At 71.4% G+C, this 24,964-nt stretch carries 23 protein-coding genes and 1 pseudogene; 14 read left to right on the top strand and 10 right to left on the bottom strand.

Annotated features, from left to right (window positions below; genetic code table 11):
- Positions 1–706 precede the first annotated feature (706 nt).
- Together I6A60_RS43790 and I6A60_RS35035 are read left to right on the top strand one after the other, a co-directional pair.
- The gene (locus I6A60_RS43790; RefSeq protein ID WP_203024450.1) at positions 707–1,789 is read left to right on the top strand and encodes an ImmA/IrrE family metallo-endopeptidase; all 1,083 of its coding nucleotides are present in this window, start codon (positions 707–709) and stop codon (positions 1,787–1,789) included.
- Positions 1,790–1,797: 8 nt separating this feature from the next.
- Positions 1,798–2,979 (top strand): hypothetical protein, encoded by a 1,182-nt coding sequence (locus I6A60_RS35035; RefSeq protein WP_203024451.1) that lies wholly within the window; start codon positions 1,798–1,800, stop codon positions 2,977–2,979.
- On the opposite strand, the gene I6A60_RS35030 is transcribed toward I6A60_RS35035, so the two are convergent.
- The 7 genes and pseudogenes from I6A60_RS35030 to I6A60_RS35000 form a co-directional block, all read right to left on the bottom strand.
- Complete coding sequence (locus tag I6A60_RS35030) at positions 2,951–3,559, bottom strand: hypothetical protein (protein WP_203024452.1); 609 nt, start codon at positions 3,557–3,559, stop codon at positions 2,951–2,953. The two genes, I6A60_RS35035 and I6A60_RS35030, sit on opposite strands and share 29 nt — an antisense overlap.
- Before the next feature lie 869 nt (positions 3,560–4,428).
- Positions 4,429–4,725, bottom strand: a pseudogene (locus tag I6A60_RS35025) (arsenic resistance protein); the annotation flags it as partial.
- Between the two features lie 497 nt (positions 4,726–5,222).
- Complete coding sequence (locus tag I6A60_RS35020) at positions 5,223–6,134, bottom strand: metal ABC transporter permease (protein WP_203024454.1); 912 nt, start codon at positions 6,132–6,134, stop codon at positions 5,223–5,225.
- The gene (locus I6A60_RS35015) at positions 6,134–7,027 is read right to left on the bottom strand and encodes a metal ABC transporter ATP-binding protein (protein WP_374113402.1); all 894 of its coding nucleotides are present in this window, start codon (positions 7,025–7,027) and stop codon (positions 6,134–6,136) included. Before I6A60_RS35015 ends, I6A60_RS35020 begins: the two co-directional genes overlap by 1 nt.
- Positions 7,028–7,119: 92 nt before the next feature.
- Positions 7,120–8,055 (bottom strand): metal ABC transporter solute-binding protein, Zn/Mn family, encoded by a 936-nt coding sequence (locus I6A60_RS35010; RefSeq protein ID WP_203024456.1) that lies wholly within the window; start codon positions 8,053–8,055, stop codon positions 7,120–7,122.
- 203 nt (positions 8,056–8,258) lie between these two features.
- Positions 8,259–9,221 carry an ATP-binding protein gene (locus tag I6A60_RS35005; RefSeq protein ID WP_203024457.1) on the bottom strand — a complete coding sequence of 321 codons (963 nt, stop codon included), beginning with the start codon at positions 9,219–9,221 and terminating at the stop codon, positions 8,259–8,261.
- Between the two features lie 182 nt (positions 9,222–9,403).
- On the bottom strand, positions 9,404–9,796 hold the full coding sequence (locus tag I6A60_RS35000; protein WP_203024458.1) for an SCO5389 family protein: 393 nt from the start codon (positions 9,794–9,796) through the stop codon (positions 9,404–9,406).
- A 161-nt stretch (positions 9,797–9,957) separates the two neighbouring features.
- Here I6A60_RS35000 and I6A60_RS34995 point away from each other — a divergent pair, with 161 nt between their 5' ends.
- Positions 9,958–10,257 carry an ArsR/SmtB family transcription factor gene (locus tag I6A60_RS34995; protein ID WP_374113403.1) on the top strand — a complete coding sequence of 100 codons (300 nt, stop codon included), beginning with the start codon at positions 9,958–9,960 and terminating at the stop codon, positions 10,255–10,257.
- 122 nt (positions 10,258–10,379) lie between these two features.
- The gene (locus I6A60_RS34990) at positions 10,380–10,817 is read left to right on the top strand and encodes a Fur family transcriptional regulator (protein WP_203024460.1); all 438 of its coding nucleotides are present in this window, start codon (positions 10,380–10,382) and stop codon (positions 10,815–10,817) included.
- 6 nt (positions 10,818–10,823) lie between these two features.
- Here the strand turns inward: I6A60_RS34990 and I6A60_RS34985 are convergent, their stop codons facing one another.
- Positions 10,824–12,035, bottom strand: a complete 1,212-nt coding sequence (locus tag I6A60_RS34985) for a GTP-binding protein (protein WP_203024461.1) — start codon at positions 12,033–12,035, stop codon at positions 10,824–10,826.
- A 196-nt stretch (positions 12,036–12,231) separates the two neighbouring features.
- On the opposite strand from I6A60_RS34985, the gene I6A60_RS34980 reads away from it, so the two are divergent.
- From I6A60_RS34980 to I6A60_RS34940, 9 genes are all read left to right on the top strand, one after another.
- The gene (locus tag I6A60_RS34980) at positions 12,232–12,420 is read left to right on the top strand and encodes a streptamidine-related RiPP repeat protein (RefSeq protein ID WP_203024462.1); all 189 of its coding nucleotides are present in this window, start codon (positions 12,232–12,234) and stop codon (positions 12,418–12,420) included.
- A gap of 135 nt (positions 12,421–12,555) precedes the next feature.
- Positions 12,556–13,383: a hypothetical protein gene (locus I6A60_RS34975; protein ID WP_203024463.1), complete on the top strand. Its 828-nt coding sequence runs from the start codon at positions 12,556–12,558 to the stop codon at positions 13,381–13,383.
- Positions 13,380–15,128, top strand: a complete 1,749-nt coding sequence (locus I6A60_RS34970) for a CocE/NonD family hydrolase (RefSeq protein ID WP_203024464.1) — start codon at positions 13,380–13,382, stop codon at positions 15,126–15,128. The genes I6A60_RS34975 and I6A60_RS34970 overlap by 4 nt, the downstream gene beginning before the upstream one ends.
- Complete coding sequence (locus I6A60_RS34965; protein ID WP_203024465.1) at positions 15,125–16,492, top strand: YcaO-like family protein; 1,368 nt, start codon at positions 15,125–15,127, stop codon at positions 16,490–16,492. The genes I6A60_RS34970 and I6A60_RS34965 overlap by 4 nt, the downstream gene beginning before the upstream one ends.
- Entirely contained in the window at positions 16,489–17,952 is a 1,464-nt protein-coding gene (locus I6A60_RS34960) for a YcaO-like family protein (RefSeq protein WP_203024466.1), read from the top strand. Before I6A60_RS34965 ends, I6A60_RS34960 begins: the two co-directional genes overlap by 4 nt.
- Before the next feature lie 89 nt (positions 17,953–18,041).
- Complete coding sequence (locus I6A60_RS34955) at positions 18,042–19,187, top strand: iron ABC transporter permease (protein ID WP_203042444.1); 1,146 nt, start codon at positions 18,042–18,044, stop codon at positions 19,185–19,187.
- Positions 19,184–20,071 (top strand): ABC transporter ATP-binding protein, encoded by an 888-nt coding sequence (locus I6A60_RS34950; protein WP_203024467.1) that lies wholly within the window; start codon positions 19,184–19,186, stop codon positions 20,069–20,071. The genes I6A60_RS34955 and I6A60_RS34950 overlap by 4 nt, the downstream gene beginning before the upstream one ends.
- A gap of 23 nt (positions 20,072–20,094) precedes the next feature.
- On the top strand, positions 20,095–21,066 hold the full coding sequence (locus I6A60_RS34945) for an ABC transporter substrate-binding protein (RefSeq protein ID WP_238436889.1): 972 nt from the start codon (positions 20,095–20,097) through the stop codon (positions 21,064–21,066).
- Positions 21,063–22,382, top strand: coding sequence for an MFS transporter (locus I6A60_RS34940; RefSeq protein WP_203024469.1), 1,320 nt, complete (start codon positions 21,063–21,065; stop codon positions 22,380–22,382). Before I6A60_RS34945 ends, I6A60_RS34940 begins: the two co-directional genes overlap by 4 nt.
- A gap of 21 nt (positions 22,383–22,403) precedes the next feature.
- Here I6A60_RS34940 and I6A60_RS34935 read toward each other — a convergent pair whose 3' ends face one another.
- Together I6A60_RS34935 and I6A60_RS34930 are read right to left on the bottom strand one after the other, a co-directional pair.
- On the bottom strand, positions 22,404–22,850 hold the full coding sequence (locus I6A60_RS34935) for a hypothetical protein (RefSeq protein ID WP_238436888.1): 447 nt from the start codon (positions 22,848–22,850) through the stop codon (positions 22,404–22,406).
- 103 nt (positions 22,851–22,953) lie between these two features.
- Positions 22,954–23,553 carry a mechanosensitive ion channel family protein gene (locus tag I6A60_RS34930; RefSeq protein WP_203024470.1) on the bottom strand — a complete coding sequence of 200 codons (600 nt, stop codon included), beginning with the start codon at positions 23,551–23,553 and terminating at the stop codon, positions 22,954–22,956.
- A gap of 570 nt (positions 23,554–24,123) precedes the next feature.
- On the opposite strand from I6A60_RS34930, the gene I6A60_RS34925 reads away from it, so the two are divergent.
- Entirely contained in the window at positions 24,124–24,897 is a 774-nt protein-coding gene (locus I6A60_RS34925; RefSeq protein WP_307874022.1) for a polysaccharide deacetylase family protein, read from the top strand.
- The last annotated feature ends 67 nt before the right edge of the window (positions 24,898–24,964 follow it).

Genomic DNA, 24,964 nt, shown 5'->3' with positions numbered 1-24,964 from the left:
CGGCCGCGGCCTCATCGAGTCGCTGCAGCCGTTCGTGGAATGGGTCCGCCGGAACGCCGTCGAGGTCGCGGCGGCCCCGCCCCCCCCCCCCCCCCCCCCCCCCCGGCTGCACTCAAGAGTCGATCCGCGCCGGCCGCCCACCCGACGCGGGCCGGCGCTCTGCCGCCCAGGTCCGCGATACGGTCCCGCAGCCACCACGGCTCGACCTGGTGGGCCGTCCACTCGATCTTCGGGTCGGCGAGGGGAGATCGCCGCCGAGGCAGCAAGGGACTGACGCGCGCCGCGGCGGCAGACGGCGAGGCCACTGCCGGGTCCGACACTCCGACACATACCGGAACCAGACCGCCCGTGTTACCCACAACGACACGATATCCAGGCGCCGTGTGTTGCCCCCAGCACACGGCGCCCCTGGAGGAGTGTCCGCAGTGGAGAAAGGGTGAGTTCTTCGAGGTCGGAGTAGTTAGGTGCCGTCCAGTAGGTAGGTGGTGACGATGGAGTCGCTGACGGGTGGTGCCACCGGTGGGCGGTCAGCTCGTCGGCGTGCGCGGGACGAAGGCGGCGGTCGCGTCGCCCGACCAAGCCGAGCCGGTGGCCGTTCGCCACCTCAGGTCCCGGACCTCGGAGCGATCTAGGAATATTTTGTCGTAGGTAGACGTCGGTGGCCGGCGTGTTACGCTGACGTTGGTAGGCGACGGGAGGTGGCGAGGTGGCGCAATTCGTGGCGAACGCGGCGGTTCTCGCGCTTGCCCGTGAGTCGCGGGCCCTCACGCAGGCAGATGTCGCCGGCGCGATGACCGACCTGGCCGGGGAGGCCGTCTCCCAGGCGTTCGTCAGCAAGGCCGAGGCCGGTCGGCTCGCGGTCTCCGGCGACCGGCTGGACCTGTACGCGGCGGCCCTGCACTATCCAATCGAGGTCCTATGCACGGATCCCGAGGTCCATGGCGTGGGGTTCGGCCTGGTTTACCACCGCCGGAGGGCGTCACTGGGCGCGAAGGCGCTCCGCCGCGTGCATGCCGAGTTGATGTTCACGCGGAGCCAGCTGCGCGCCCTGCAGACCGCCGTCGGGCCGACGCCGCACCGCTTCTACCGGGCAGATCGCGGGCCCATGGACATTCCCACGGAGATCGCCCAGCACGTGCGAAAGGAATGGGGCCTGCCCTCTGGGCCGATCGGCGCGCTGGTCGGAGCGGTCGAGGCAGCCGGAGGTCTCGTGGTCGCGCGCGATCTGGACGCGGACGGCCTGGACGCGGTGACCCAGTGGTCCGGCGACGAGCCGCCGCTGTTCCTCATTGACCTGAAGGCGCCTACTGATCGTTTTCGGTTCAGCCTCGCGCACGAGATCGGCCACGTCTTCCTCCACGGCGAGGTCGGTGGCGGTCCGGAGATCGAGCAGGAGGCCGACGAGTTCGCCTCCGAGCTTCTCCTGCCTGCGGACGAGATCCGCGGCAGCTTCTCCGGGAGCGTCGACCTGGCGCTTCTCATCGAGCTAAAGCACTACTGGGGTGCGTCGATGGCCGCGCTCGTGCGGCGCGCTCTCACCCTTGGCGCGATCAGCGACTGGCAGTACCGCCAGATCATGATCGAGATGTCCGCGCTCGGCTACCGCACCCGGGAACCCGGCACGCTACCGAGCGAGCCCCCACGCCTCGTGCGCCACCTCGCGCAGCAGCTCGTCGCGTCGACCGGCTCGGCGCAGGCCGCCGCCGCCCGGATCGGTTTACTCCCCGACGAGTTCCATGATCTCTACCTGTCCCCCGGCGGTGACGCCGACCCCGTCGAACCATCGTGAGGTAGCACGTGCCAGACCAGGCTCTGCTCCCGCCCGTCCCGGCGCCGCGACAGGCCGCCACCAAGACGGAGCGGCTGCTCTCGGAGCGGCTCTTCCTGTTCGTCTCGCCCCGCACCCCCAGCATCCCCACCATCGGCCCGCAGCTGCACCACGAGCACGGCGGGCTCGCGGTCTGCCGATTCGACGACCTCCAGAAGGGCGGCCAGCTGGCGCTGGCCCGATACCAGGGCCCTCTGCTCCTCGACCCCGGACACTATGAGAAGCAGGTCGCGACCAGCGGCCAGCCCTTCATCGTCCCGCCCGACGACATGTACGGGTCAGGACTGGAGCGAGAGCTCGACCTCCAGGTCGAGCGCCGCGCGATCGCCGCGATCACGCCGACCGGCTACATCCGCGCGGCGGATTGGGACGCACTCAAGGCCATAGTCCACGCGGCCCAGGAACTCCAGCGATCCGACGTCACCGTCATGCTGCCGATCGACGCCGCCTGGCTGCGCGACGACTGGATCGAGAAGCTCGACCGGGCGATCAAGAACATTCCTCACCCGGTCGCCATCGCCGTCGGTGGCCAGTTCAACCCCTTCGACAGGTACAAGAAAGCGACCACGAACCTGCGAAGGCTGCTGATCGACAACCCACGGGTGGGCCTCTGGCGATCGGACCTTCAGGTGATCGACGCGATCGGGCACGGCGCGCTGTTCGCCGCGTTCGGCCTCAGCGGCTCCCTGCGGCACACCGTGCCCCCCGGGCAGCCAGCCGAGTCGAAGAACCGCGGAGGGCCACCGGCCGCCACCGTGCTGCTCCCCGAGTTCCTACGGTTCTCGAAGGGCCCCGACCTCGCCCAGGTGTACGCGAACACCGACGCCCCCACCTGCGACTGCTCCGCCTGCGACGGCGCGAGGCTCGACCGGTTCGACGGCTTCGACAACGAGATCCGCGCCCTCGCGGACAGCCACAACGCCGCAGTGTGGACCGAGCTGGTGGTCGCGGTGTTCCGTTATACCGATCTGGGCAGCCGCCAGGCGTGGTGGCATCGCCTCGCCAGCGACGCCCGCGAGGCTATCGGCGCCGAGAACGAGCGCCTCAGGCAGGCAGGCGCCTTCAAGATCCCGGAGGACCTGGCGCGGTGGGCCGACCTGTCCGTCACGCACGAGCCTGCGGCTATGTCCTCTCCGGCGCGCCGCACGTGAGGTGCATCCGGTAAATCTCCTCGGTGAACCACCACGTCCTGGGCACCACCCGCCGCGGCCAATGCACCTGCGGCGCGACGAGCGCCTCGACGTCCGAACCACCCGACGCCACGATCAACCCGACGCCGTAAAAGTCCGCGTCGAAACACGCGGCCGTCAGATCGCGGGGCGCCCGGTCGATCACGATCGCCTTCGGACAGAACGGCGCGAACCGGCCAGCCAGCTCCAGCTTCCGCCGGAAGCTGCCGTTCCCGCCGACGATCGCAAGCGACGGCGTCAGCGGTGGACGAGCCTGGCGGATGACGGTGTCCCAGCCGAACTCGACACATCCCGTCGGGATCTTCGCGAGAGCGCGACGCCTACGCCCTCCAAGATCATCTATACGGACGGACTCACCGATCGGAAGGCAAAGAAGAAGATCAAGTACGTCGACATCCGTGATCGCCGCAGCGCTGTCCCGCTCCCGGCGAGCGTCTTCCTGCTCGTCGAGCTCGTAGAAGACCGCGGCGTTGACACCCAGCACCGAACCGAAACACGCACGCGCGGCGTCTGGAACGAGGTGGCTGGACGCATAGTCCACAGCCGAAACAGGCGCGGACGCCGAGGTCAGGGGACTAGGCACGGGCCCCACTCTGCCGCACCCATACCGCACCCGCACGAACATCACCCCCGGCTGTGACCTTCGTGTCAGGTTCACCTTCGCCTAACCCGAACCGGGAGGTCAGGCCGCGACGAGCACCCGATCCGTCAACGACCACGGCCCAGGCCGCCGGACCACCCCGGGGATCACAGGTCAACCTGGCCTGATCGCCGTAGACCGAAGCGATCTCCGCACGCTCCATGGAGGCCGCGGCGACACGACCGACGGAAAGACCACAAATCCGAACCAGCACCGTCCGCGGATCCATCCCTCCCCGCGATCAACCGATCAGTCTGGTTCCGCGGGCCTCGGCGCGTCGTTCGCCGCCTCCGGGCCGGGTCAGCGGCGCGCCGCTGGGCGACCCAGGCACGGCCACCGGGCCCGTCACGACCTCAACGGTGAAGACCATCTCGGGCGGCTCCCCACGACCAGAGCCACCCCCGGCGCGAACTCCCACCGACACCAGCCATCTGACAAACCTCGCCGTCGTCACAGTGCCTCGCGAGACACAACGGCCGCACTCGAACGCCACGTGACGCTACCGTCACAGATCAAGCGGGCGGAATGGTTTGCGCGTGGAGACCACGGCGAGGCCGTCCCTCAAGCTGCTCGACCGGCAGGTCGGGCGGACTGGGCACTCCGCCATGGCGAGCGCCCATCGATGCAATCCGCCCAGGAGTCCCGGCGCTCATACGGGCGGGATGGGCCTGCCTGTCAAGCTGCCGGCATCGGACCTAGGACATCCCACCCAGGCGCCCGGCCGTCGAGGGTGCCGTGGGTGTCGGAGCGGAGTCGGGTGACCAGCCTCCGGGACACAGCAGGACCAGCAGCACTCCGAGGCGGACGGCCTGGTCCCCGGGCAGGAACGTGAACATCGCGGCGACCACGACCGGTACGACGGCGAAGTTGACCACCAGCGCGGTGGCGAGGAACCGGCCGTCACCTAGGGAGCGGACCAGTTCGACGGCAGGGACCTGCCGGAACGTCACGTACAGCAGCGGGTTGATCGCGTATTCCAGACCCGGTCCGAGTCCCGGGGTCGCGAGACCGACGACCGTACCCACAGCCAGGGCGACGAGGTACACCGCGACCTGACGGCGTTCCATCCATGCGACCAGACCGTCTCGCGCAGCCGGGTCGTCCGCGTCCCGGGACACCGTCCGGCCCCTCCACACGTCCGCCTGCCCGGTTCGTCCCGTTCATCCTCACGGGTCACTGATCTGCATCACACACCGCTGGCAGCGGTGCGGCGTGGCTCACCGTGAGGTCCGCCTCGCAGGGTCCCGATGGCTACGTGGGACGGGCACGTCCAGGTCGACCGGGCCCGGTACGGCCCGGCAGGCAGCAGGGCGGCGACGGCGGACCACGACGGCCCCGACCAACGCGGCCACCGCCAGGACGGCCAGCGCGGGAACCCACACGGCAGCAAGCGTCGCGGCAGCGGCGACGGCGCCGAGCACGGCGAGAACCGGGCCGGCGCAGCATCCGGCTACCAACCGGGCGATGTCGGGATCGGGCGCGGCGATGCGGACCTCTTATGGCTGCGGGAAGTCTTGGCTCGACGCGGTCGTGTCCTACCTTTTCTAGCAGGGTGGGGGCCTTGTCATGAGATGGTGGCGCCGCGCGGTTTGGTGGTGCCGGTCCGGTCTGGGGCCGCGGGGTGCTTGGGGTCCGCGGCGAGGTCCGTCGTCGGGGTCGGGCGGCGCTGGGAGCGGGTCACGGTGCCGAGGCCGCGGGCGGTGAGGTAGAGGCCGAAGCTGATCGCGGTGACCAGGACGCTGGCTTTGATGTTGGTCTGCAGGCTGGTGAGCAGGCCGCCGTCGGCGGCGATGAGGGCGAAGGTGATGGACAGTGCGGTGACGATGGCGGGTCGGGCGGAGAGGCGTTGCGCGGCGGCGGCGGGTGTGATCGCGAGGCTGAGCACGAGCAGGGTTCCGACGATCTGGGCCGCTTCGGTGACGGTGAAGGCGAGGACGTAGAGGAACAGCAGTCCGACGGCGCGGTTCGGGATGCCGCGGGCTTCGGCGACGTCGGGGTCGACGGAGGCGAACAGCAGCGGCCGGTAGAGCGCGACCATGGCGATGAGGACGGCGACGGCGACGGCGATGAGGATGAGGAGCTGCTGGTTGCTGACGCCGAAGATCTGGCCGAAGAGGATGTTCGTCGCCTCGGTGGCGAACCCGTGGTAGAAGGTGAGCAGGTAGACGCCGGCGCCGAGGCCGAACGCGAGGATGACGCCGATGGCGGAGTCGCGTTCGCGTTCGCGGGCGCCGAGTAGGCCGATGGCGGTGGCGACGACGAGGCTGCCGACCAGCGCCCCGAGGACCGGGTCGCCGTCGATGAGCAGGCCGGCGGCCGCGCCGGTGAAGGACAGTTCGGCGGTGCCGTGGACGGCGAACGCGGCTTTGCGGGTGACGACGAAGGGGCCGATGAGGCCACTGGTGATGGCGACCAGGGTGGCCGCGAGCAGCGCGTGCTGCACGAACGTTTCGTGCAGGTAGTCGGCGAGTCCCATCAGCGCCTGCCCGTCGTGATCCCGGCGGAGGTGGGGATGGTCTCGGCGGGATGGTGATCGTCGTCGCCAGGCGCCGCGAGGGCACCCTCGGGTGCGCCGACGACGACGATGCGGCCGCGTACGCGTAGTACGTCGATGTCGGTGCGGTAGAGGGTGGACAGCCGTTCGCTGGTCATGATCTCGTCGGGGTGGCCGATGGCCCAGCGTCCGCCGACGAGGTAGAGGATGCGGTCGACCAGCGGCAGGATCGGGTTGACCTCGTGGGTGACGAAGAGGATCGAGGTGGCGGCGGCCCGCCTGCGGGCGTCGATCAGGCTTGTGACGGCGCGCTGGTGGTGCAGGTCGAGGGAGAGCAGCGGCTCGTCGCACAGGAGCAGTTGGGGGTCTCCGAGTAGCGCCTGGGCGATGCGTAGGCGTTGCTGTTCGCCGCCGGAGAGCAGGCCGAGGGGGGCGTCGGCGTAGTCGAGGGCGCCGACGGCGGCCAGGGCGGCGTCGACCCGGGCGCGCCTGGCGCGGCTGGGGAGGCCGGTTCCGAGGCGGTGACCGTCGTGGCCGAGCGCGACAAGGTCGCGGCCCCGCAGCGGCAGGTCACGGTCGAAGGCCTTCTGCTGGGGCACGTAGCCGACCCGGGTGCTGCCCCGGCGGGGGATCTGTCCGCAGACGGTGACCGAGCCCGCGCTCAGCGGCGTGAGACCGAGCAGGACTTTGATGAGGCTCGTCTTGCCCGCGCCGTTGGGACCGAGGACCGCGAGGAACTCGCCCGGGGCGACGTCCACCGACAGGCGTGTCCACAGTTCGCGGGCACCGAATCGCAGCGTCGCGTCCGCGAGACGGACGGTCGGCGGCCCGGACGGCGCGGCGGCGTCGTCCGGGCCTTGGCCGTGCTCGACCACCGCCTCCGGCGGGACGCGGCGCGGGGGCTTGGGGTACGGATGGTCGAGCGTGGTCACGTGCTGTTGTCCCTTTTTCTCGCGGGGTGGGCGGGTTACTGCCCGAGGGCGGCGAGGATCGCCTTGGCCTGGTCGGCCTGCCAGGTCTGGAAGTCCTTCTCGCCCAGCGGGAGGGTCTCGCTGACGCCGACGACGGGGATACCGCTCGTGGTCGCCAGGGCACGGGCCTTCTGGGTGATCGGGCTGGTGACCTGGCTGTTGTACAGGAGCACCTTGACCGCATGGCTGCTCAGGGCCGTGTCAAACGCGGTGGTGTCGCCCGGGCTGGGGTCGTTGCCGTCCTCGATGGACTGGGAGAACGACGCCGGGGTGGCGAGCTTCAGACCGGCGGCCTCGACGAGGTAGCCCGGGACCCGTTCGGTGTAGGCGACGGGCGTGCCGGTGTACTTGGCCTTGATCTGGTCGATGACGGCCACGACACCCTGCTCGCCGGTGAGGAACGTCGCGAGGTTGGCCTGGAAGGATGTCGCGCCGGCTGGGTCTTCCTTCTCCAGCTGGGCCTCGATGGCCTTCGCGGCGGCGATCACGTAGGTCGGGTTGTACCACAGGTGGGGGTTCGGGTTGTCGCCGCCGACGCCGACGGTCTTCTCGATCGAGAGCACCTCGCGGCCGGATTTGGGGCTGGCGGCCAGGAGCTTGTGCACGAAGTCGTCGTAGCCCACCCCGTTCTCGATCACGAACGCCGCCTTGCTGATCGCGGCGGCGTCCTTCGGGTCGGACTCGTACTCGTGCGGGTCGGCGTTCGGATCACTGATGATCGAGGTGACCGCGACACGGCTACCGCCGATCTGGCTGGTGATGTTGCCCCAGAAGTTCTCCGCGGCGACCACGGTGATCGGCGTGCCGGCGGCGGCCGTGCCGCCGGCGGGCGCCGTGGCACCCCCGCCGCTGGAACCGCAGGCGGCGAGCGCCACAGAGCCGACGGCCGCGAGGGCGGTCAGCGCAAGGTGCCGCGGGCGGAAGGCGTGCATCCGGAGCATCTCCTTCAGTGGTGGGACGGGCGCTGGCAGGACCGACTAGACCGCCGTCCGCCCCACCATCGACAACGATAACGGTTTCGGTAATCGTTGTCATTATGGGTATGCGCCCGTTCCGGTCCCGCGGGAGTCACGCGGGTGAGGTCGCGCCCGGCGGCCGCCGCCGCGCGTGCCGGCGGGTGCGCGCCGGCTGCTGGTCAGCGCGACGCGAGGAGGTCGGGGCCGAGGACGAAGTCAGGGTCGACCTGCGCGGCGAGGTCGGTGCCGGTCGCCTCGTTCGCCCAGGCCCGCGCGTTCTTGAGGTGGAAGTCGACCATCTGGCGGGTCAGGCGGTCCCAGTCGCGCGGGGTGGCGTCGACCGTGTGATGGATCGTGTCCAGTGCGGTGCGGGTCGAGGCTTCAAGGTCATCGATGCTCAGTGGCCGGCCCTGTTCCATCGCGCGCACGGCGGGCGAGTGTCCGAGGCAGACGAGCAGGTCGTCGCCGATCTGGTCCCGCAGGTACGCGACATCCTCGGACCCGGTGATCTTGTTGCCGATGACCGAGAGCGGGATGTCGTAGGTGGCGGCGTAGTCCCGGTACTGCCGGTATACGGCGACCGCCTTACGCGTGGGCTCGACGACCAGGAACGTCCGGTCGAAACGGGTGAACAGGCCAGAGGCGAACGCGTCGGCGCCCGCGGTCATGTCGACGACGACGTACTCGCCCGGCCCGTCGAGAAGGTGGTTGAGCAGCAGTTCCACCGCGCCGACCTTGGAGTGGTAGCAGGCGACGCCGAGGTCCTCCTCGGTGAACGCGCCCGTGGCCAGCAACCGGGCTCCGAGCATGCGGACCGACAGCCGGTCCAGCAGCGGATCGGGGCCGGTGACCGGGAGCCGCCGTGACCCACGGCCCGGCGGAGTCGTCTTGACCATCACCGCGCCGCTGGGGATCCGCGGGTTGTCCCCCCGGAGGTAATCCTTGATCTCCGGGAGGTGATCTCCCAGGGTGGGAATCGCCGCGGCCTCTCGTTCGTCCATCCCCAGGGCGACCGCGAGGTGCTGGTTGATGTCGGCGTCCATCGCCAGGACCGGCCGCCCCGCGGCGGCGAGGTGCCGGATGAAAAGCGACGACAGCGTGGTCTTGCCGCTGCCTCCCTTGCCCACAAAGGCGATCTTCATCGGGAATGTCATCCTTCGGTCGCGGCGGCGCTGCCGCGAGCCTGGCGTGCCCCAGCGGCACGCAGCCAAAGGATAACGATTGTCATTTGCACCGGCGGGAGGGGTCGGGTGAGGCGTCCGCTCCGGGACGCCTCACCCGGCCGAGCGTGGTCATTGATCGCCGTGCGGCACGGCGCGGGCGCTCAGCAGTTGACGAAGCCTGGCTGCTGGTTGAGAACCTGGCTCCGGGTCGAGACGAAGGCGCGGTACTGGTCGCCTTCGACCGTGTCGGGTCGGAACACGGCGACACGGTGGCAGTTCTGGAACGCGATCGTCACTGCGAAATGACGCTCCAGGGCGCCTCGGATGGACGTGCTCGCCATCGCCCGCAGCAGCTGCCCCTGCGCGGCCGGGTCGGCCGGCGGGATCTGGTTGTCGACGAAGTCACGCTCCGCCGCGGGCAGGTCCGCAGCGAGCCCCTCGACAAGCGCGTAGGCGTACGGCAGCGAGGCGCGCACGCAGGCAAGGAACGCCTCGTCGTCGACAGCTCCGCGCTCGGCCTGCTCCAGCAGCTGCGGGGGCACGGTCAAAGACATGAGAAGACCTCCAGTAGCACAACGGATTATGGCAACGATCTGCCATATGGTAACCGTTGTCAATACCGATAGCTGGAAGGTCCGTGGGCGACCGTGGGGCCCGCACGACCACGCCGGATGGCGATCCCTGCCCAAACATGAAGAAGTGCTAATGTGTGCATGTGATAGAGGCGCTGCCCACGACCGCGCTGGAGGCGGCGAGCGAGCTGCTGCGGGCGCTGGCCGCTCCGGTGCGGCTCGCCGTGATCGCCGAACTCGCCGATGGCCCGCGCTGTGTCCACGAACTCGTCACCGCCGCGGGCGTCAGCCAGTCACTGGTCTCCCAGCACCTGCGGGTGCTACGGGGCGCCGGCCTGGTGGCCACGGCGCGTCAGGGCCGTGAGATCACCTACCGGCTCAGCGACGACCACGTCGCGCACATCGTGCGTGACGCCCTCACCCACGCCCAGGAGACGGCATGACCGCGCCCCGCCGTGTCCCTGAGGAACGCATCCATGGTGGGGGCCGCACGCGGAGCGGTTCCGCTGCTGGGACGACCACCGAGAATTCGCGGGTTCTCGACGGCTCTGGCAGGGTGGCTCACATGACCGGACAGTCCCGTCGTCTCGCCGGACGCGGTACGACGGTGCGTGTCACCCGCCAGGGCGACGCGGTGCTCGCGGCGCTCAGCGAGACCGACACGTTCAGCAGCGCCCAGGATCTGCATGCTCGGCTGCGTGACCGTGGCATGCCCGTCGGTCTGACCACGATCTACCGTCATCTGCAGGTACTCGCCGAGCATGGCGAGGTCGACGTCGTACGCACCGATGACGGGGAGACCCGCTACCGGCGATGTGCCAACGAGGCCCACCACCATCACCTCGTCTGTCGCGGCTGCGGACGTACCGTCGAGGTCGAGGGCCCCGAGATCGAACGGTGGACCGCGCGAGTCGCCGCCGCTGAGGGCTTCACGGATATCTCGCACACTCTTGAGCTGTTCGGCACTTGCGCTTCGTGTGCCGCGAAGGCCCCGACGCGGTGAGCGCGGCTATGCCCGCAAACGGGGCCCGTCCGCGTGCCGGGTGAACGGATCAGGCCAGGTCCGCCAGACGTCTCGCCCCAGCGCCAGCTCGGCGTCGGTGAGTAGGCAGCCGGCGAAGGTCTCGACGATTCTGGCCGGTTCGGCGTGCAGGCCGATCAACGCCAGTTCCTGGGTCCGGTCGCCGTAGCAGGGGTCCCACGGCTCCGCCGGATCGGGGCTGACCAGGCTTTGCCGTTCCCGGGGGGAAGAGGGCAGCTCGGCTCGCCAGCGGCCGTCCGGCGCGACCCGAACCGCGCCGCCGACGTGGTCCCACGACAACCGCTGGCCCGGGCAACTCGCCACCCAGAACCAGCCCCGCGAACGCACCACCCCCGCGACGAGATCGTCCACAGCATGGAACAGCCGGACCGGGTGCAGCGGCCTGCGAGCACGACAGAACGTCTCCGTCACGCCCAGCTCGCTGGAACTGACCTCCCGGGGCGGCAGGGCGAACAACCCCCGCGGCCATCCGCGTCCCAGCCGATCAGTCTCCAGACTGCACCCGCGTGACCACACCTCGGCGACGGACACCACGTGGCCGGACACCGTCACATGGTGCGCCGATGGATTGAGCCGACGCAGCAGGACGTCGAGCTGGAGCGCGTCGCACACATGGACTTCGCCGGTCGCCGCGAGCACCACCTGCTCGGCGCGCTCGATCTGCTCGGCCGCGAGCCGGCCGGCGTCGCCTGACCATCCTGCGGCGAACCCCCGGTCGATCACCGCGCCGGACCGCCCGTCGAAATCGTCGAGGACTGTCGTGGCGTCGACCAGTGCCACCAGCGACACCACCGCCGTGGGGGCCGCCTCGGTGACGGCCGCGGCCACGGCGGCGGGATGACTACCCGGCGGCGGCACGACCACCAGCGCCTCGTGGCGGCCCTCGGCCGCGACCGCGCGCACCGCGGCGGCCAGATCATTGCGGGCCGCCCGGGCGAGCGAGGCCGCGTCGCCAAGGAACCGCCGAGACGTCGCCCGGCCCGATCCGTTGTCGAACAACCTCGTCATGACCCGCTCCTCCGGGCTCGCCGCCCCGGGCCAACGGTAGGTCAGGACGCCCACCAGACCGCGGTCTGACGTCCCGTCCGGCGTCGAGGCGGCCAGCTCCATCCGGGCCGACATGGTGCACACGACCGTCACCGCCAGGGCGCCTGGCCCTCCGTCACATCCTCGTCGCATGCTATTAACGATAACGATTTCCATTAGTGCATGTCTCGTGTGACCGGTGCGTCGTGCGGACGGGACCCGACGCCGATCCCACGGTCGTCATTCGACTACCAAAAGTGACCAGAAGTCGCCCCTTGCTGGCGGATCGAGGGCCACCTAAGGTCGTCCTATCGGAAATGGTTTCCGATTTCATTAAGGAGAGGTTGTTGTGAGCGACGTTCTGGTCGAGCCGGTGGTGGTGTCGTTGCTGGTGGCTGCGCCGCAGGGTCCGGGCACCAACGCGCTGGTCCACAGCCCGTTTGTGGTCGAGCCGCTCGTCGCGGTGGCGCCGGTGGCCGCGCCGCAGGGTCCGGGCACCAACGCGCTGGTCCACAACCCGTTCGTCGTCGGGCGCTGACCGAGGGATCGGGCTCCGGCGGGAGGCCGCCGGAGCTCGGTTCGCTGTCGTCGACTCTGAGCCACGAGAGGGTTCTCGATGAAATTGGCCGCTGGCCATCACCTCTACCCAGTTCCGGACGGGGGTTGGCGCGCCGTGGGACCGGAGGATGCGTTCCTGCGGATCCTGGGGCCGTCGGATGCGGTCGCCGAGCTGGTGGACCGGCTGCGGGCGAGCGGGTGGGCGGGCTGGGAGCCTGCGGGCGCGGGTGCCGGCCAGGTCGCGCCGCTGGCACAGCTCGTGTCGGCGCTGCGCGACCGCGGAGTTCTGTACGACGACGCGGCGGCCCCAGGCGCATCGGTCCCCAGCGGGATCGCGCCGCCTGTGCTGCACGTCGCCGGCGACGGGCCGGTCGCGCATCTCGCCGCCGCCCTCGCGGCCGGCTGGGCGCAGGTTCGCCGCGGCCCGGTCGATCAGGCGGCTGTGCGGCACGCCGATGTTCTGATGGCCTGCGCGGGGTGGCTGCCGGACGGGCACTGGCGTCAGGTGGAGCAGTGGTGCGCGCGTCACGGGACGGCGTGGACCCGCTGCCACGCGGAGGGCCTCGCGCTGTTCGCCGGTCCGCTCACGGTCGCGGGGCGGACCGCCAGCTACGCCGACCTGCGCGGGCGTCGCCTTGCTGCCGCCGACGCGCCCGACGAACTGCTGGCCCTCTGGGCGTGGCTGGACCGGCCGGACCAGGACCATCCAGAGGTTCCGTGGCCCGGCCGCGGCGTCGTCGCGGTAGCCGCCGGCCTCCTGCTGGCAGAGATCGAACGCTGGTGGGCCACCGGACAGCTCCCGCGGGTCGACGTCCAGCTGGAGGTCGGCTCCGACGGCACCGTCACCCGCCACCCGGTGCTGCCCCTGCCGGTGCTGGTGGATTCGGCCCGGTCGGACGAGGGCGGCGTCGCTGCGGGGCCGGCGCCGGCGGTGCGGGCATGACGAGGCTTGCCGGGCCGTGGGCGAATCTGCGGGTGGCGGGGCATGACGGCACCCTGCTTGCGACCGATGCCCACCTGCCTCCGCCCGCGGACTGGCCCGTTCCGGTGGTCGTCACCCGAACTCCCTACGGACGCAGCGCCCACCTGGTCGAGGGCCAGGGGTGGGCCGCGCGCGGGTTCGGCTACGTGGTGCAGGACGTGCGTGGCCGGTATGACTCCGACGGCACCTGGCGGCCCTACCGCGACGAGCGGGCCGACGGCGCCGCCCTGGCGGACTGGATCGTCGCCCAGCCCTGGTGCGACGGCCGGCTGGTGGCCTACGGCGGTTCCTACAGCGGGTACACCGCCTGGGCGCTCGCCGTGGCACGGCCCGGCGCGGTCCGCGCGGTGGTCAGCCTCGGCCCGTCGATGGGCCTGCACCGCACCAGGTTCGAGCCCAGCGGCATCCTGCGGCTCGCCGAGCACGCCTACTGGTGGCTGGAACGAGCGGACGCCCGCACCAGCCGCGACGGCCTGGGCCGGCTGCTGCACGCACGCCAACCTGATCTTCTGGACCACCGGCCGGTCAGTGAACTGCCAGAACGGCTGGGCGTGGTCTTGCCGCATTGGGGCGACATCCTGCGCACCGGCCCCGAGCCGGGGCCTGAGGCGTTGACCTGTGACGAGCTGGCCCGGGTTCGAGCCGCCGCCTTCCACCTCGGCGGCTGGTATGACCTGCTGGTTCCCGAGACGCTGGAGCACTGGGACCTGGTCGGCTCGGCCGTGACGCCCCGGCCGCCGCGCCGCCTGGTCGTCGGCGCGTGGGGGCACGACCTCGCCTTCGGCTCGACCACGAGGGTCGGCGACCGCGACCACGGGGCGCGCTCACGCTACGAGTTCGGGATGGCGTGCGTCGACTGGCTGCGCGCGGTGCTCGCCGGACCCGGCTCGCCCGCGCGAACACCGGGGTCGGCGGCCATGTCCACCGCGTCGGCGACCCGTACGACCCGGGCGATATCCGGCGTCGAGGTCTTCGTCCGGGGAGCCGACAGGTGGATCCGCGGGGCCGCCTGGCCGCCTGGCGACGCGGCCGAGGACGTCTGGCACGCGCGAGCGGACGGCACCCTGTCGACGGCCGGGCCGGGGCCGGGCGGTGTCCGCGCCTTCCGGTACGACCCCGACGACCCGTTCCCGTCCGCCGTCCCCGGTGCCGACCGTCGGGCGTTGCTCGGCCGGCCCGATGCCGTGCGCTACCTGACCAGGCCGCTGGCCGAACCGGTGACCCTGTTGGGCCCGGGACGGGTGGAGCTGGCCGTCACCACCGACGCCGCCGAGGCGGACTGGATCGTGCGCGTACTCGCCTGGCTGCCGGCGGGCCCGGTCTACGAGATCGGATGTGGCAGCGCCACCTGGCCAGCCGGCCCTGACGGAGCGGCCACGGGGACGGTCGCGCTGTCCGGCGCCGCGGAGCGGGTCCCCGCCGGTGCCCGGATCATCCTCGAAATCACCAGTAGCGACCATCCCACCCTCGCTCGCAACCCCGGCACCGGGCAGGACCGCTACACGACGACTCTTTCTCGGGCCTGCGAACAGGCGGTCCGGTCCGGCGCCGGGCACGTCGGAACACGCCTGACCCTGCTGACCGCCCAGGCGAACGCGGGGTCCGGCGCGGGCTGCACAGCCGAGGCGGGCGCGGACACCGCCGCCCTGCCCGAGGTCCGTGCCGTCGTCCCGGCGGCGCCGGCCGGCGGGAGGGCGACGTCATGACGATGGATGACCTCGTCGACCGCCGGCTGGGGCTGCTGACCGCGGTGGTCGACCAGCCACCGATGCCCGGCACGCCGTCGGGCTGGCTCGGGCGCAGCTCACGGGTGGGCCGCACCGACCGGTTCGCCTCCCGGCGCGCCGACGGGTTCGGATTCGGCGCCACCCTCGCAGACGCGGGCCGGGCCCGCGGTGCGGCGATCGGCGAGGCGGTGGAACGCTACTGCGGCAACGCCGTGCCACCGGACCTGCCGAGGGCGAGCTGGGACACCCTGCGGGCGCGGGGCCTGGCGGCGACCGACCCGCTGTCGTTCGCGCTGTACTCCCCGCGGCAGTACGCCACGCCGGGCTTCCCGTTCGTTCCCTTCACCCGTGATCTTGAGGTCGCCTGGGTGGACGGGACCGACCTGGCCAGCGGCGCAGCCGTGCTCGTCCCCGCCTCGCTGGTCTACCTCGACTACTTCCACGGCCCGCGTCGTGGTGAACCGCCGGTCAACGCGCTCATGTACTCAGGGATCGCCGCCGGCACCAGCCTGCTCGACGCCGAGACCGCCGCGCTCGAGGAGGTCTTCGAGCGGGACGCGACGACGATCTGGTGGGCGTCCGGGGCCCCGGCACGGTCCGTGCTCGACGGCGGCGTCGTCACCGGGCAGCTCGGGCGGCCCTACCGGGACCACCCCCTGACCGTGCGGCTGCTCGCCGTCCCCTCCGAGCTGGACGTGCCGGTCCTCGGCGCCGTCCTCACCGACGAGACCGACGGGATCCTCGCCTTCGGCGCCGCCTGCCGCGCCGACCCGTCGGCCGCCGCCGCCAAGGCACTGGTCGAGGCCCTGCAGCTGCTCGTCCTCGGACGCCAGCTCGCCGATCCGGGCAGCGACGTGTGGCGGTCCGTCGCCGCGGGCGACATCGAGGGGCACGTCTTCCTCCCGTTTCGCGCCGACCGCCGCTACGGGCAGGCGGTGAGCGCGGACTACCGGGAGCTGGTCGATCTGCCGGCCATCGCCCAGCTCTACCTCGACCCGGCGCTGCAACGAAGAGCCATCGACCGGCTACGCCCACGCGGCACCGTGACGCTTGACGCGCTTCCCCGGATCGACGGACCCGTTCCGTCGGTCCGAGAGGCTCACCTGGAACGCCTGCGCGCGCGCGGGCTGCGCGCCGTCGCGGTCGACCTCACCACCGCTGACGTCGCCCGCTGCGGGCTGCACGTGGTCCGCGTGGTCGTGCCCGGACTGATCGGCAACGGGCCGCCGGCCTACCCGCTGCGCGGCGGGCGGCGGCTCTACGACGTGCCCGCGTCGATGGGGTGGAGCGCGGCGCCGCTGACCGAGGACGACCTCGTCCGCGAGCCTCTTCCGCTGGCATGACGACCAGCCCGCCGACCTGCCTGAGACGAGCCGACGAGCTGACGGCCGAGGAGACGACCATCACCACCACGAACGCGGCCCGCGACCTACCGGCGACAGCCGGCCCGACGGCAGCCGCGCTGCCCTACCCACTGCTCGTCGACGGACGTACCGGGATCGTGCGCCGTCTGGTAGCGCGGCCGGTCCCGCCGTGGTTCCCGCCGTCGTTCACGCTGACCCATGCGTGGCTGTGCGACCCGACCCGCTTCGGCCGGTGGCCGGCGGACGCGACGGGCGCCGGCCACGGCTTCGCCGCTCCCGGACGCGCCGTCGCCGCGGCCCTCGGCGAGGCCGCCGAGCGGTACTGCGGCAACCTCGTCCCGCCCGGGCTCGTCACCGCCAGCCACGCCAAGCTCGTCAACGCCGGCATCGAAGCCCTCGACCCGGACACCCTCGCGCTCTACTCCCCAGACCAGTACGACCGGCCCGGGTTCCCCCTCCTCCCGATGACCGCGGACCTCGTCCAGCGCTGGGCACCCGGACGCGACCTGAGCAGCGGGCAGCCCGTCCTCGTCCCCGCCTCCCTGGTCTGGGTGTCCTGGAACGCCCCGGCCGCCCGGCATGACGTCCCGCACACCCATCCGGTCATCCAGGCCGGTCTCGCCGCCGGCGCCGACCAGACGAGCGCCGAGACCGGGGCGCTGCTCGAGGTGATCGAACGCGACGCCATGACGCTGTCCTGGTCCGGCGGGCGGGGAGTGCACCAAGTCGTCACACCCCAGTGGCTGCGCGACTTCTGCCAGGGCCCACGGGGCGCTCTCGACGTGCGTCTGCTTGCCTTCGACGACGAGTTCGCCGAGCCGGTCCTCGGCGCCCTGGTCACCGACGCCCAGACCGGCTACCTGACACTCGGCATGGGAGTGCACCACGACCCGATCGACGCCACGCTGAAGGCCTACGGCGAGGCACTGCAGCTGCAGCTGTTCGTCGCGGACTACGACGACCCCGCCGGCTCCTACGCCCGGCTCGCCGCCAGCCCGGCCAGCCCACTGAAGCCCTGGCGGGCCGACCGGCGCTACGCCCAGTCCTACCGCGGCGACCTCGGTGACGTCGTCGACTACGGCTGCCACCTCCAGCTCCACCTCGATCCGGCCGTGCGCGCGACGTTTCACCGCGAGCTCACCGCCGCGACCGTCGGCGAGACGCGGCTGGCCGATCTCGCCACCCGGCCCGCCGCGACGCCTCGGGAACGGCTGGCCGCACTCGTCGACCGGCTCGCCGCCCACGGCCACCGCGCCGTCGCCGTCGACGTCACGACCCCCGACGTCCGCCGCGCCGGCCTGTACGTCACCCGGGTCGTCGTCCCCGGCCTCTACAGCAACTCCCCGGCGGGCCTGCCGTTCCTGGGTGGGCAGCGGCTGCCGGCGGGACGGTCGCGTCCACGGACGGCCGTGCTGCCGACCATGCCTCTCCCACACTGAGCGCCGCGCGCGCTCACGGCCGCCCCGGGCCCGGCCCGCCTCGACCAGGGGCCGCCCCCATTCCGACCTGACCAGCAAGGACACCGCGCATGCCGCCCACACTGAGCACCTCCTCGCTGGCTATCCGAAATCGTTATCGTTTCAGCTCTGAAGTCTCGTCCGACGACGCCGCCCTGGCCGACCGGGGTCCGGAGCGGGCCCGGTTCGCGCTGGCCCTCGTCGTGCTGCTGGCGGCGACACCGGTCGTCCTCGCCGCCGCGGTGAGCCTGGGCGCGGTGCGGCTCCCGCTGGACGAGATCTGGTCGAGCCTGCTGGCGCACACGGTCGGGCCCGCGTTCGGCGTCCATGGCCGGCCAGGAATCGACGACGAGATCATCTGGCAGGTACGTGCCCCGCGGGTCCTGTTGGCGTTCGTCGTCGGCGCGGGCCTGGCCGTCGCGGGCGCGGCGCTGCAGGCGGTCGTCGGCAATCCGCTCGCCGATCCGTACGTCCTGGGTGTCTCCTCGGGAGCCGCTCTCGGCGCCGTAGCCGTGCTGACGCTCGGTGGCGTGGGCGCCGCGGGATGGCTGGCCACACTGGGCGTGCCCGGGGCCGCCTTCGCCGGCGCTGTCCTCACCCTCGCGATGGTGCTCCCGCTGGGCCGCCGACACGGACGGATCGACCCAAGCCGGCTGCTGCTGGCCGGTGTCGCGCTGGGCTACCTGCTACAGGCCGCGACGAGCTTCCTGCAGCTGCGGGTGAGCAGCAACCAGCTATCCCATCTGCTGTTCTGGCTGCTGGGGATGGTGTCGGGCGCCGACTGGCACAAGCTGGGGCTGCCCGCCGCGGTGGTCGCCGTCGGCACCTGCTGGCTGATCGGGCGAGGACGCGGGCTCAACGCGCTGCTGCTCGGCGACGAGGCGGCCGCGTCGTCCGGAGTGGCGGTCAGCAGGCTGCGCACCGAGCTGCTGGTCGTCGCCGCGCTGCTCACCGGCACCGTCATCGCCGTCGCCGGCGGCGTGCAGTTCGTCGGCCTCATCGCCCCCCACGCCGTCCGCCTGCTCGTCGGCGCCGACCACCGCCGGCTGCTCCCGCTCGCCGCGCTGCTCGGCGGGAACTTCCTCGTGCTCGCAGACCTGGCCGCCCGCACGGTCACCAAGCCGCTCGAACTGCCGCTGACCATCGTCACCGCCGTCGTCGGCGTTCCGTTCTTCCTCGTGCTGCTGCGACGCGGCGGCCAGGGCGCCACCCCGTGACCGGCCTACGCCTGGACGGCCTCGGGGTCGACGTCGACCGAACCCCGATCGTGCGGGACCTGACCGTCGACTGCCCGCCGGGCCGGTTCGTCGGCCTGCTCGGACCGAACGGCAGCGGCAAGTCCACCGTGCTCAAGACCGTCTACCACGCCCTGCGGCCACGAGCCGGGACCGTGCTGCTCGACGGGCTCGACCTGCACCGTGACCTCGGACCACGAGCAGCGGCACGGCAGGTGTCCGCGCTCACGCAGGAACACAGCGGCGACATTCACCTGTCCGTGGGCGACGTCGTCACCACCGGACGCCTCCTGCACCAGAACACCTGGAGCCGCACCTCGACCCTCGACCGGGAGATCGTCGCGGAGGCACTGCGCACCGTCGGGATGACCGAGAAGACCCACCGGTCCTTCGCCTCCCTGTCCGGTGGAGAGAAACAGCGGGTCCTGCTGGCCCGCGCGCTCGCCGCCCAACCCCGCCTGCTCGTTCTCGACGAGCCCACCAACCACCTCGACATCGGCTCGCGCCTGGACCTGCTGGAACTCATCCGATCGCTGGGGATCACCGTCCTGGCCGCGTTGCACGACCTCGACCTCGCCGCGGCGTTCTGCGACCTCGTCCACGTCCTGGCCGACGGAAAAGTGGTCGCCGCGGGGCCGCCCGCCGAGGTCCTCACGCCCGGCCTGTTGCGGCAGGTCTTCCGGGTGCACGCCCACCGCGGCCTTCACCCGGTGACCGGCAGGCCGCACTTCGCCTTCAGCTCGTTGACCTCCGAGGCTCCGTCACTCCCGGGCGCACCACCGCCCGCCGACGGATGCTCCCCCCTGCTCGCGGAGCCACACCAGCGTGTCCAAGACCCCTTCCCTGCTGTGAAAGGAACCTCATGACGGACCGTCGGAGCCTTAGAACCATGGTGGCCCTGGCGGCCGCGGCCGCGGCAATAGCCGGCTGCGGCGCTTCCGCGAAGCCGCCTGCGCCGGCGGCGAACCAGACCGTCGTCAACGGCGCCGGCCAGGCCACCTACCCGGTCAGCGTGACCAACTGCGGGCGCACCCTGCGCTTCGACCATGCCCCGACCCGGGTCATCTCCGGATGGCCCACCAACACCGACCTGCTCGAGGCCCTCGGCCTCGGCACGCTGGTCGTCGGGCAGTACAACACCAGCAACGGCACCCCGGCACCGGCGTACGCGGCGGCGGCCGGTCGCGTCCCCGTCCTCAGCGAAGGCCCCCCGACGAAGGAGCAGCTGCTCGCCGCGCGTCCGGACCTGATCTGGGCCGACGGTTCCTACCTGTTCGACGGCCAGCAGCTGCCCACCATCGCCGACCTGGCCGCGCAGGGAACCCAGGTCCTGATCCTCAGCGGCTTCTGCACCGACGACGCGACCAAGGCCAAGGTCACCGACGTCGACACGGACCTGGCCACCCTCGGGCGCATCTTCGGCGTCGAGGCCAGCGCGGCCCGGCTGCGCGCGGACCTCGACAACCGGCTGGCCGCGGTGACCAAGAAGGTCACCGGCCAGCCGGCCGTTCCCGTCGCGATGATCAGCACCTACAACGACTCGATCTACACCTACGACGGCGTCTACACCGACATCGCGCAGCGCGCCGGCGCCCGCAACATCTACGCCGGAACCCTCCCTGCGGGCCAGTACTACGCCGAGCTGTCCAAGGAAAGCATCGTCAAGAACAACCCGGCGACGCTGGTGTACCTGCTCAGCGGCGGTGAGAACGAGGCCGACGCCCGCGCGTTCCTGGCCCGGACGCTGCCCACGGTCCGAGCCGTCCAGTCCGGCAGGATGATCTTCCTGTCGCAGTGGGACTCGACGAACCTCGCCGGCGTCCAGGGCGTCGAGTCCCTCGCCGCGGCGCTGCGCCCATGACCGCGGCCGCCGACACGTCGCTGGCGGCCGAAAGGGACCAGAAAGCGCGGGACCGCCCTGGCTATCGGGCGTTCCTGCTGGCCCGCGCCATCTCCTGGACCGGTTCGGCCGTCACCCTGGTCGCGCTGCCGCTGCTGGTCTACCAGCACAGCGGCAGCCCCGCGCTGACCGGGCTGCTTGCGGCCCTCGAAGCGGCGCCCTACCTGGTTCTCGGGCTGCCCGCCGGCGCGTGGGCCGACCGTCTCGATCCCCGCCAGGTGCTGGCGGCTTCCAGCGTCGTCAGCGCCGTCCTGCTCGCCAGCATCCCACTGACGACGACGCTCGGCGGCCTGACCACCACGCAGCTGCTGATCGTGGCGACGGGCAGCGCCGCCGCCCTGACCTTCTCCGACGCGGCCGGCTTCCGGGCGCTGGCCGCGCTGGTCCCCGCCGGCGCGATGGGCCAGGCCACAAGGAACCTGAGCGCGGTCAGCACAGTGGTCAGCCTCGCGGGGCCGGCCATGGGCGGGCTGCTCGCCGCGACCGTCGGCGCCGGCCAGGCGATCGCCCTCGACGCCGTCAGCTTCGCCGTCTCGGCGCTGATGATGGCGCGGCTACCGATACCGGCGATCGCCGCGCCGCCACCTCGGCGGTCGCTGCGCGGCGACATCGGTGAGGGACTGCGCTGGGTGTGGCGCCACCCGCTGGTCCGCACGCTCACGCTCATCGGCATCGGCAACAGCCTCACCGCCGGGTTCGTCACCGGGCTGGTCGTCGTCGTCGCCGTACGCCAGCTGGGACTGTCCAGCGACGACGGACGGATCGGGCTGCTCTACGCCGCCGCGGGCGCGGGCAGCCTGGTCGCGAGCGTCGCGGTCGTCTGGCTGCAGCGCCGTCTTCCGGTGGGCTGGGTCACCCTCGGCGGCCTGGCCGCCGGCCTGTTCTTCCTCGCGGCCTGGACGGCGAGCCGATCGCTGGCGACGGCCGCGCTGGCCCTCGCCGGTTGGCAGGCGGCCAACAGCGTCGTCAGCCTCAACGGCGTCATCGTGCGCCAGACCACCGCGCCCCACGACCTACAGGCCCGGGTCAACACCGCCGCGCGCATCATCGCCTGGGGTGGCCAACCCATCGGCGCCGCGGCCGGGGGGCTCATCGCCGAGCACGCCGGTCTCGGCCACGCCCTGGCTCTCGCCGGCAGCGGTCTCGCGGTCTCGCTCACCGCGGGCGTGCTCTCTCGCCTGCGTGACCAGGACCGGCTGGACGCGCTCGCGACTGCTACCGCGGCGCCCGGCCGGTCGTCCGCACCAGCCCGACGGTGGCCAGATCCGCCGCCATGACCGCTTCCGGCGACGGGACGGTCAAAGAGCGTCACCGGGTAGTTCGACGGCCGGTGCCGACCGAGCGAAATGGCGGCGCAGCCTGCGATGGCGGTGGGCGAACAGGAGGGTGAGCACGGCACCCAGAAGGCGGTGCGACCCGGGAACCGCGCCGACGGGACAGCGCAGGCGGAAGGTGATCTGGTCCTCGACGATCGAGCCGTCGACATGCGGCGCGACCGTCCGCTCGTGGACCCAGCGGCGCACGCTCCACATCGTCGACGTCTCGCGGAACCGGCGGCCAGGTTCGCGCTCGGCGATGACGATGTCGTCGTACTCGAACGGAACGAACCCGAAAAGCAGCAGCCAGCTACGGCACACGCGCTCGCCGAGCGGAACGTCATCAATGGTCTTGCCACGCAACCCGACAGGAACGCTCATCCGCATCACGGGCATGAGCTCGTCGTTGATGCCCTCAGGAGAGGTCATCCGCGCCCATACCGCGTCGGGCGCCGCCGGAACGACGCAGACACGTCGCAACATGCCGGACTTGCCCGCTGCCATCGTCGGCCGACCCGGCCAGGCGTCTTGGTCAGAGGGGAGACGGGTTGACGGGACTGGGATCGGTGATGGTGGCGGGTGCTGACTGGGTGGGTACGGCGGTGGGCGGGGATATCGGGCCGACGCCTGCGGCCAGCATCGCACTGTTCGGGATGGACAACGGCCCGTCATCGGTGAGCAGGTTGACGTAGCTCAGTCCCATGCCGGTGACCTGCCCGGTCAAAATTCCGCCGAGGGGACCGGAGCGGACGCGGACGTGGTCGCCGATGTTGAAGGGGCGGGCTAACAGCAGGACCAGCCCGGCGCAGACGTTGCCCAGCGCCTGTTGCGAAGCGATGCCGACGAACACGCCGGTCAGTGCGCCGCCCAGCAGCAGATGCTGGATCGGGATGGTGAGCAGGTCCAGCGTCGAGAACAGCACCACTGTGTAGCCGACAAGGTTGATCAGAAGGCGGACGACTGCGGCGTGCCCGTTGCCGGTCCTGGGTCGCAGGACCCGGTAGATCTCGTTGCTCGTCGCCCGGACCGTCAGCAGGGCGAGGACCAGGAACGCCGCCGCCCCGGCCGCTCCGAGGATCTTCTGATGCAGCGTGTGGCCGTGGATGTTTCCGAACCCACCGGCCGCCACCATGGCGGCACACGCCAGTAGCCCGCAGACGGCCGCGGTACGAAAGTCCGCGGTGACGTGCGCGAACGGCGCACTGGGTACATGGTCTGTGCCCCGACTGCGATGAAGTCTCACTTCTCCCTGGTTACCCTTCGTCCCGGCTTTCGGCAACTCGACCAGTCTGGGAGACAATCCGGTCCGATCTCCCGCCCTCACGTTGGCAGACAGTCGCTGACCGTCCGCGGCCTCGGGCGCATGAGGCGCGGGGAACGCGACCGGTCCCCGGCGACCGTCAGGCCTACGCGAGACCCTCACCATGGCCGGCCTCCTGAGCCGTCGCGGCGGTTTCGGCGTCGACCGGCGCCTGCGACCCGGTGGGCACGACTACGGCGTCTGGCGCCCGGCACTGCGCGACAGCCTGCGCTGGGCCGTCCCCACCCGCTCCTCGCCACGACCAGCTGACGGCACACCTGGGAGATCCCGAGTTGCCGGTAACGGCCACCAGATTCAGCATTGCCAGCGCCGCCGCCTGCAACAGCCGCACGGCGAAAGCTGTCTGAATGCCCGAATAGGGTGACTTATATGGACCGTCGAGTGCTTCTGTCGCTCCTCAGCGTCGGCGCGGCGCAGGCGCTGGTCGGCTGCGCGACCGAGCATCACCCGCGCGCGACCGTTCGCCCAGCGGCAGTCGCCGTCAGGGACGGATCGAGCGAACCGTCGCCGGCCGGCGCGCTACCGCTGCCGCCGATCCCGCCACCGCACCCCGGAGCGCCGACGGTCGTCTCTCGCGACCCCCACCAGACCCGGCGTATCGCGTTGACCATCGACGATGGCTACGACCCGGACACGGTGGCTGGCTATGTCGAGTTCGCCCAGCGATCGAAGATCCCCATCACGTTCTCACCGAACGGCTGCTACCGGGCGATCTGGGACCGCCACGCCGACGCCCTGCGCCCGTTGATCGAAGCCGGACAGGTACAGATCGGCAACCACACCTTCAGCCACAAGGACCTGCTCGCCCACCGCACCGACGCCGACATCCAGGCCGATGTCGAGAAGAACGAAAGCTGGATCGAGAGAACGTTCGGCATCACCAGCCGGCCCTGGTTCCGCCCGCCCTACGGCTCCCACAACCACCACGTCGACGCCGTCGTCGGCGAGCTCGGCTACACCAAGATCCTCATGTGGAACGGCAGCTTCGGCGACTCGACCCTGATCACCCCCGCCCAGCTGATCGGCCTGGCCACCCAATACCTACAACCCGGCACGATCATGATCGGCCACGCCAACCACCAGACCATCCTCGGCCTCTTCGCCACCATCGAAAAACTCATCGACCAGCGACAACTGCAGCCAGTGGGACTGTAAGAACAACGGTGTAACTCCACTGTGACACTCTGTGCATAGGCGCAGGTAGAGGAGGCACCCGATGGCC

This window comes from Frankia sp. AgB1.9 (assembly GCF_016786355.1).
Taxonomy (GTDB): Bacteria; Actinomycetota; Actinomycetes; order Frankiales; family Frankiaceae; genus Pseudofrankia.
The sequence above is the reverse complement of the archived record's forward strand: the minus strand, read 5'-3'. Positions and strand labels throughout refer to the sequence as shown.

Excerpts from the sequence above, each read along its gene's own strand:
- I6A60_RS34965 (WP_203024465.1), top strand. The coding sequence starts at position 15,125 with ATGACGATGGATGACCTCGTCGACCGCCGGCTGGGGCTGCTGACCGCG.
- I6A60_RS34955 (WP_203042444.1), top strand. The coding sequence starts at position 18,042 with ATGCCGCCCACACTGAGCACCTCCTCGCTGGCTATCCGAAATCGTTAT.
- I6A60_RS34940 (WP_203024469.1), top strand. The coding sequence starts at position 21,063 with ATGACCGCGGCCGCCGACACGTCGCTGGCGGCCGAAAGGGACCAGAAA.
- I6A60_RS34990 (WP_203024460.1), top strand. The coding sequence starts at position 10,380 with ATGACCGGACAGTCCCGTCGTCTCGCCGGACGCGGTACGACGGTGCGT.
- I6A60_RS34935 (WP_238436888.1), bottom strand. The coding sequence starts at position 22,850 with ATGACCTCTCCTGAGGGCATCAACGACGAGCTCATGCCCGTGATGCGG.
- I6A60_RS35020 (WP_203024454.1), bottom strand. The coding sequence starts at position 6,134 with ATGGGACTCGCCGACTACCTGCACGAAACGTTCGTGCAGCACGCGCTG.
- I6A60_RS34985 (WP_203024461.1), bottom strand. The coding sequence starts at position 12,035 with ATGCGACGAGGATGTGACGGAGGGCCAGGCGCCCTGGCGGTGACGGTC.
- I6A60_RS35010 (WP_203024456.1), bottom strand. The coding sequence starts at position 8,055 with ATGCACGCCTTCCGCCCGCGGCACCTTGCGCTGACCGCCCTCGCGGCC.
- I6A60_RS34960 (WP_203024466.1), top strand. The coding sequence starts at position 16,489 with ATGACGACCAGCCCGCCGACCTGCCTGAGACGAGCCGACGAGCTGACG.
- I6A60_RS35000 (WP_203024458.1), bottom strand. The coding sequence starts at position 9,796 with ATGTCTTTGACCGTGCCCCCGCAGCTGCTGGAGCAGGCCGAGCGCGGA.
- I6A60_RS34945 (WP_238436889.1), top strand. The coding sequence starts at position 20,095 with ATGGTGGCCCTGGCGGCCGCGGCCGCGGCAATAGCCGGCTGCGGCGCT.
- I6A60_RS35005 (WP_203024457.1), bottom strand. The coding sequence starts at position 9,221 with ATGAAGATCGCCTTTGTGGGCAAGGGAGGCAGCGGCAAGACCACGCTG.
- I6A60_RS34930 (WP_203024470.1), bottom strand. The coding sequence starts at position 23,553 with ATGGTGGCGGCCGGTGGGTTCGGAAACATCCACGGCCACACGCTGCAT.
- I6A60_RS34970 (WP_203024464.1), top strand. The coding sequence starts at position 13,380 with ATGACGAGGCTTGCCGGGCCGTGGGCGAATCTGCGGGTGGCGGGGCAT.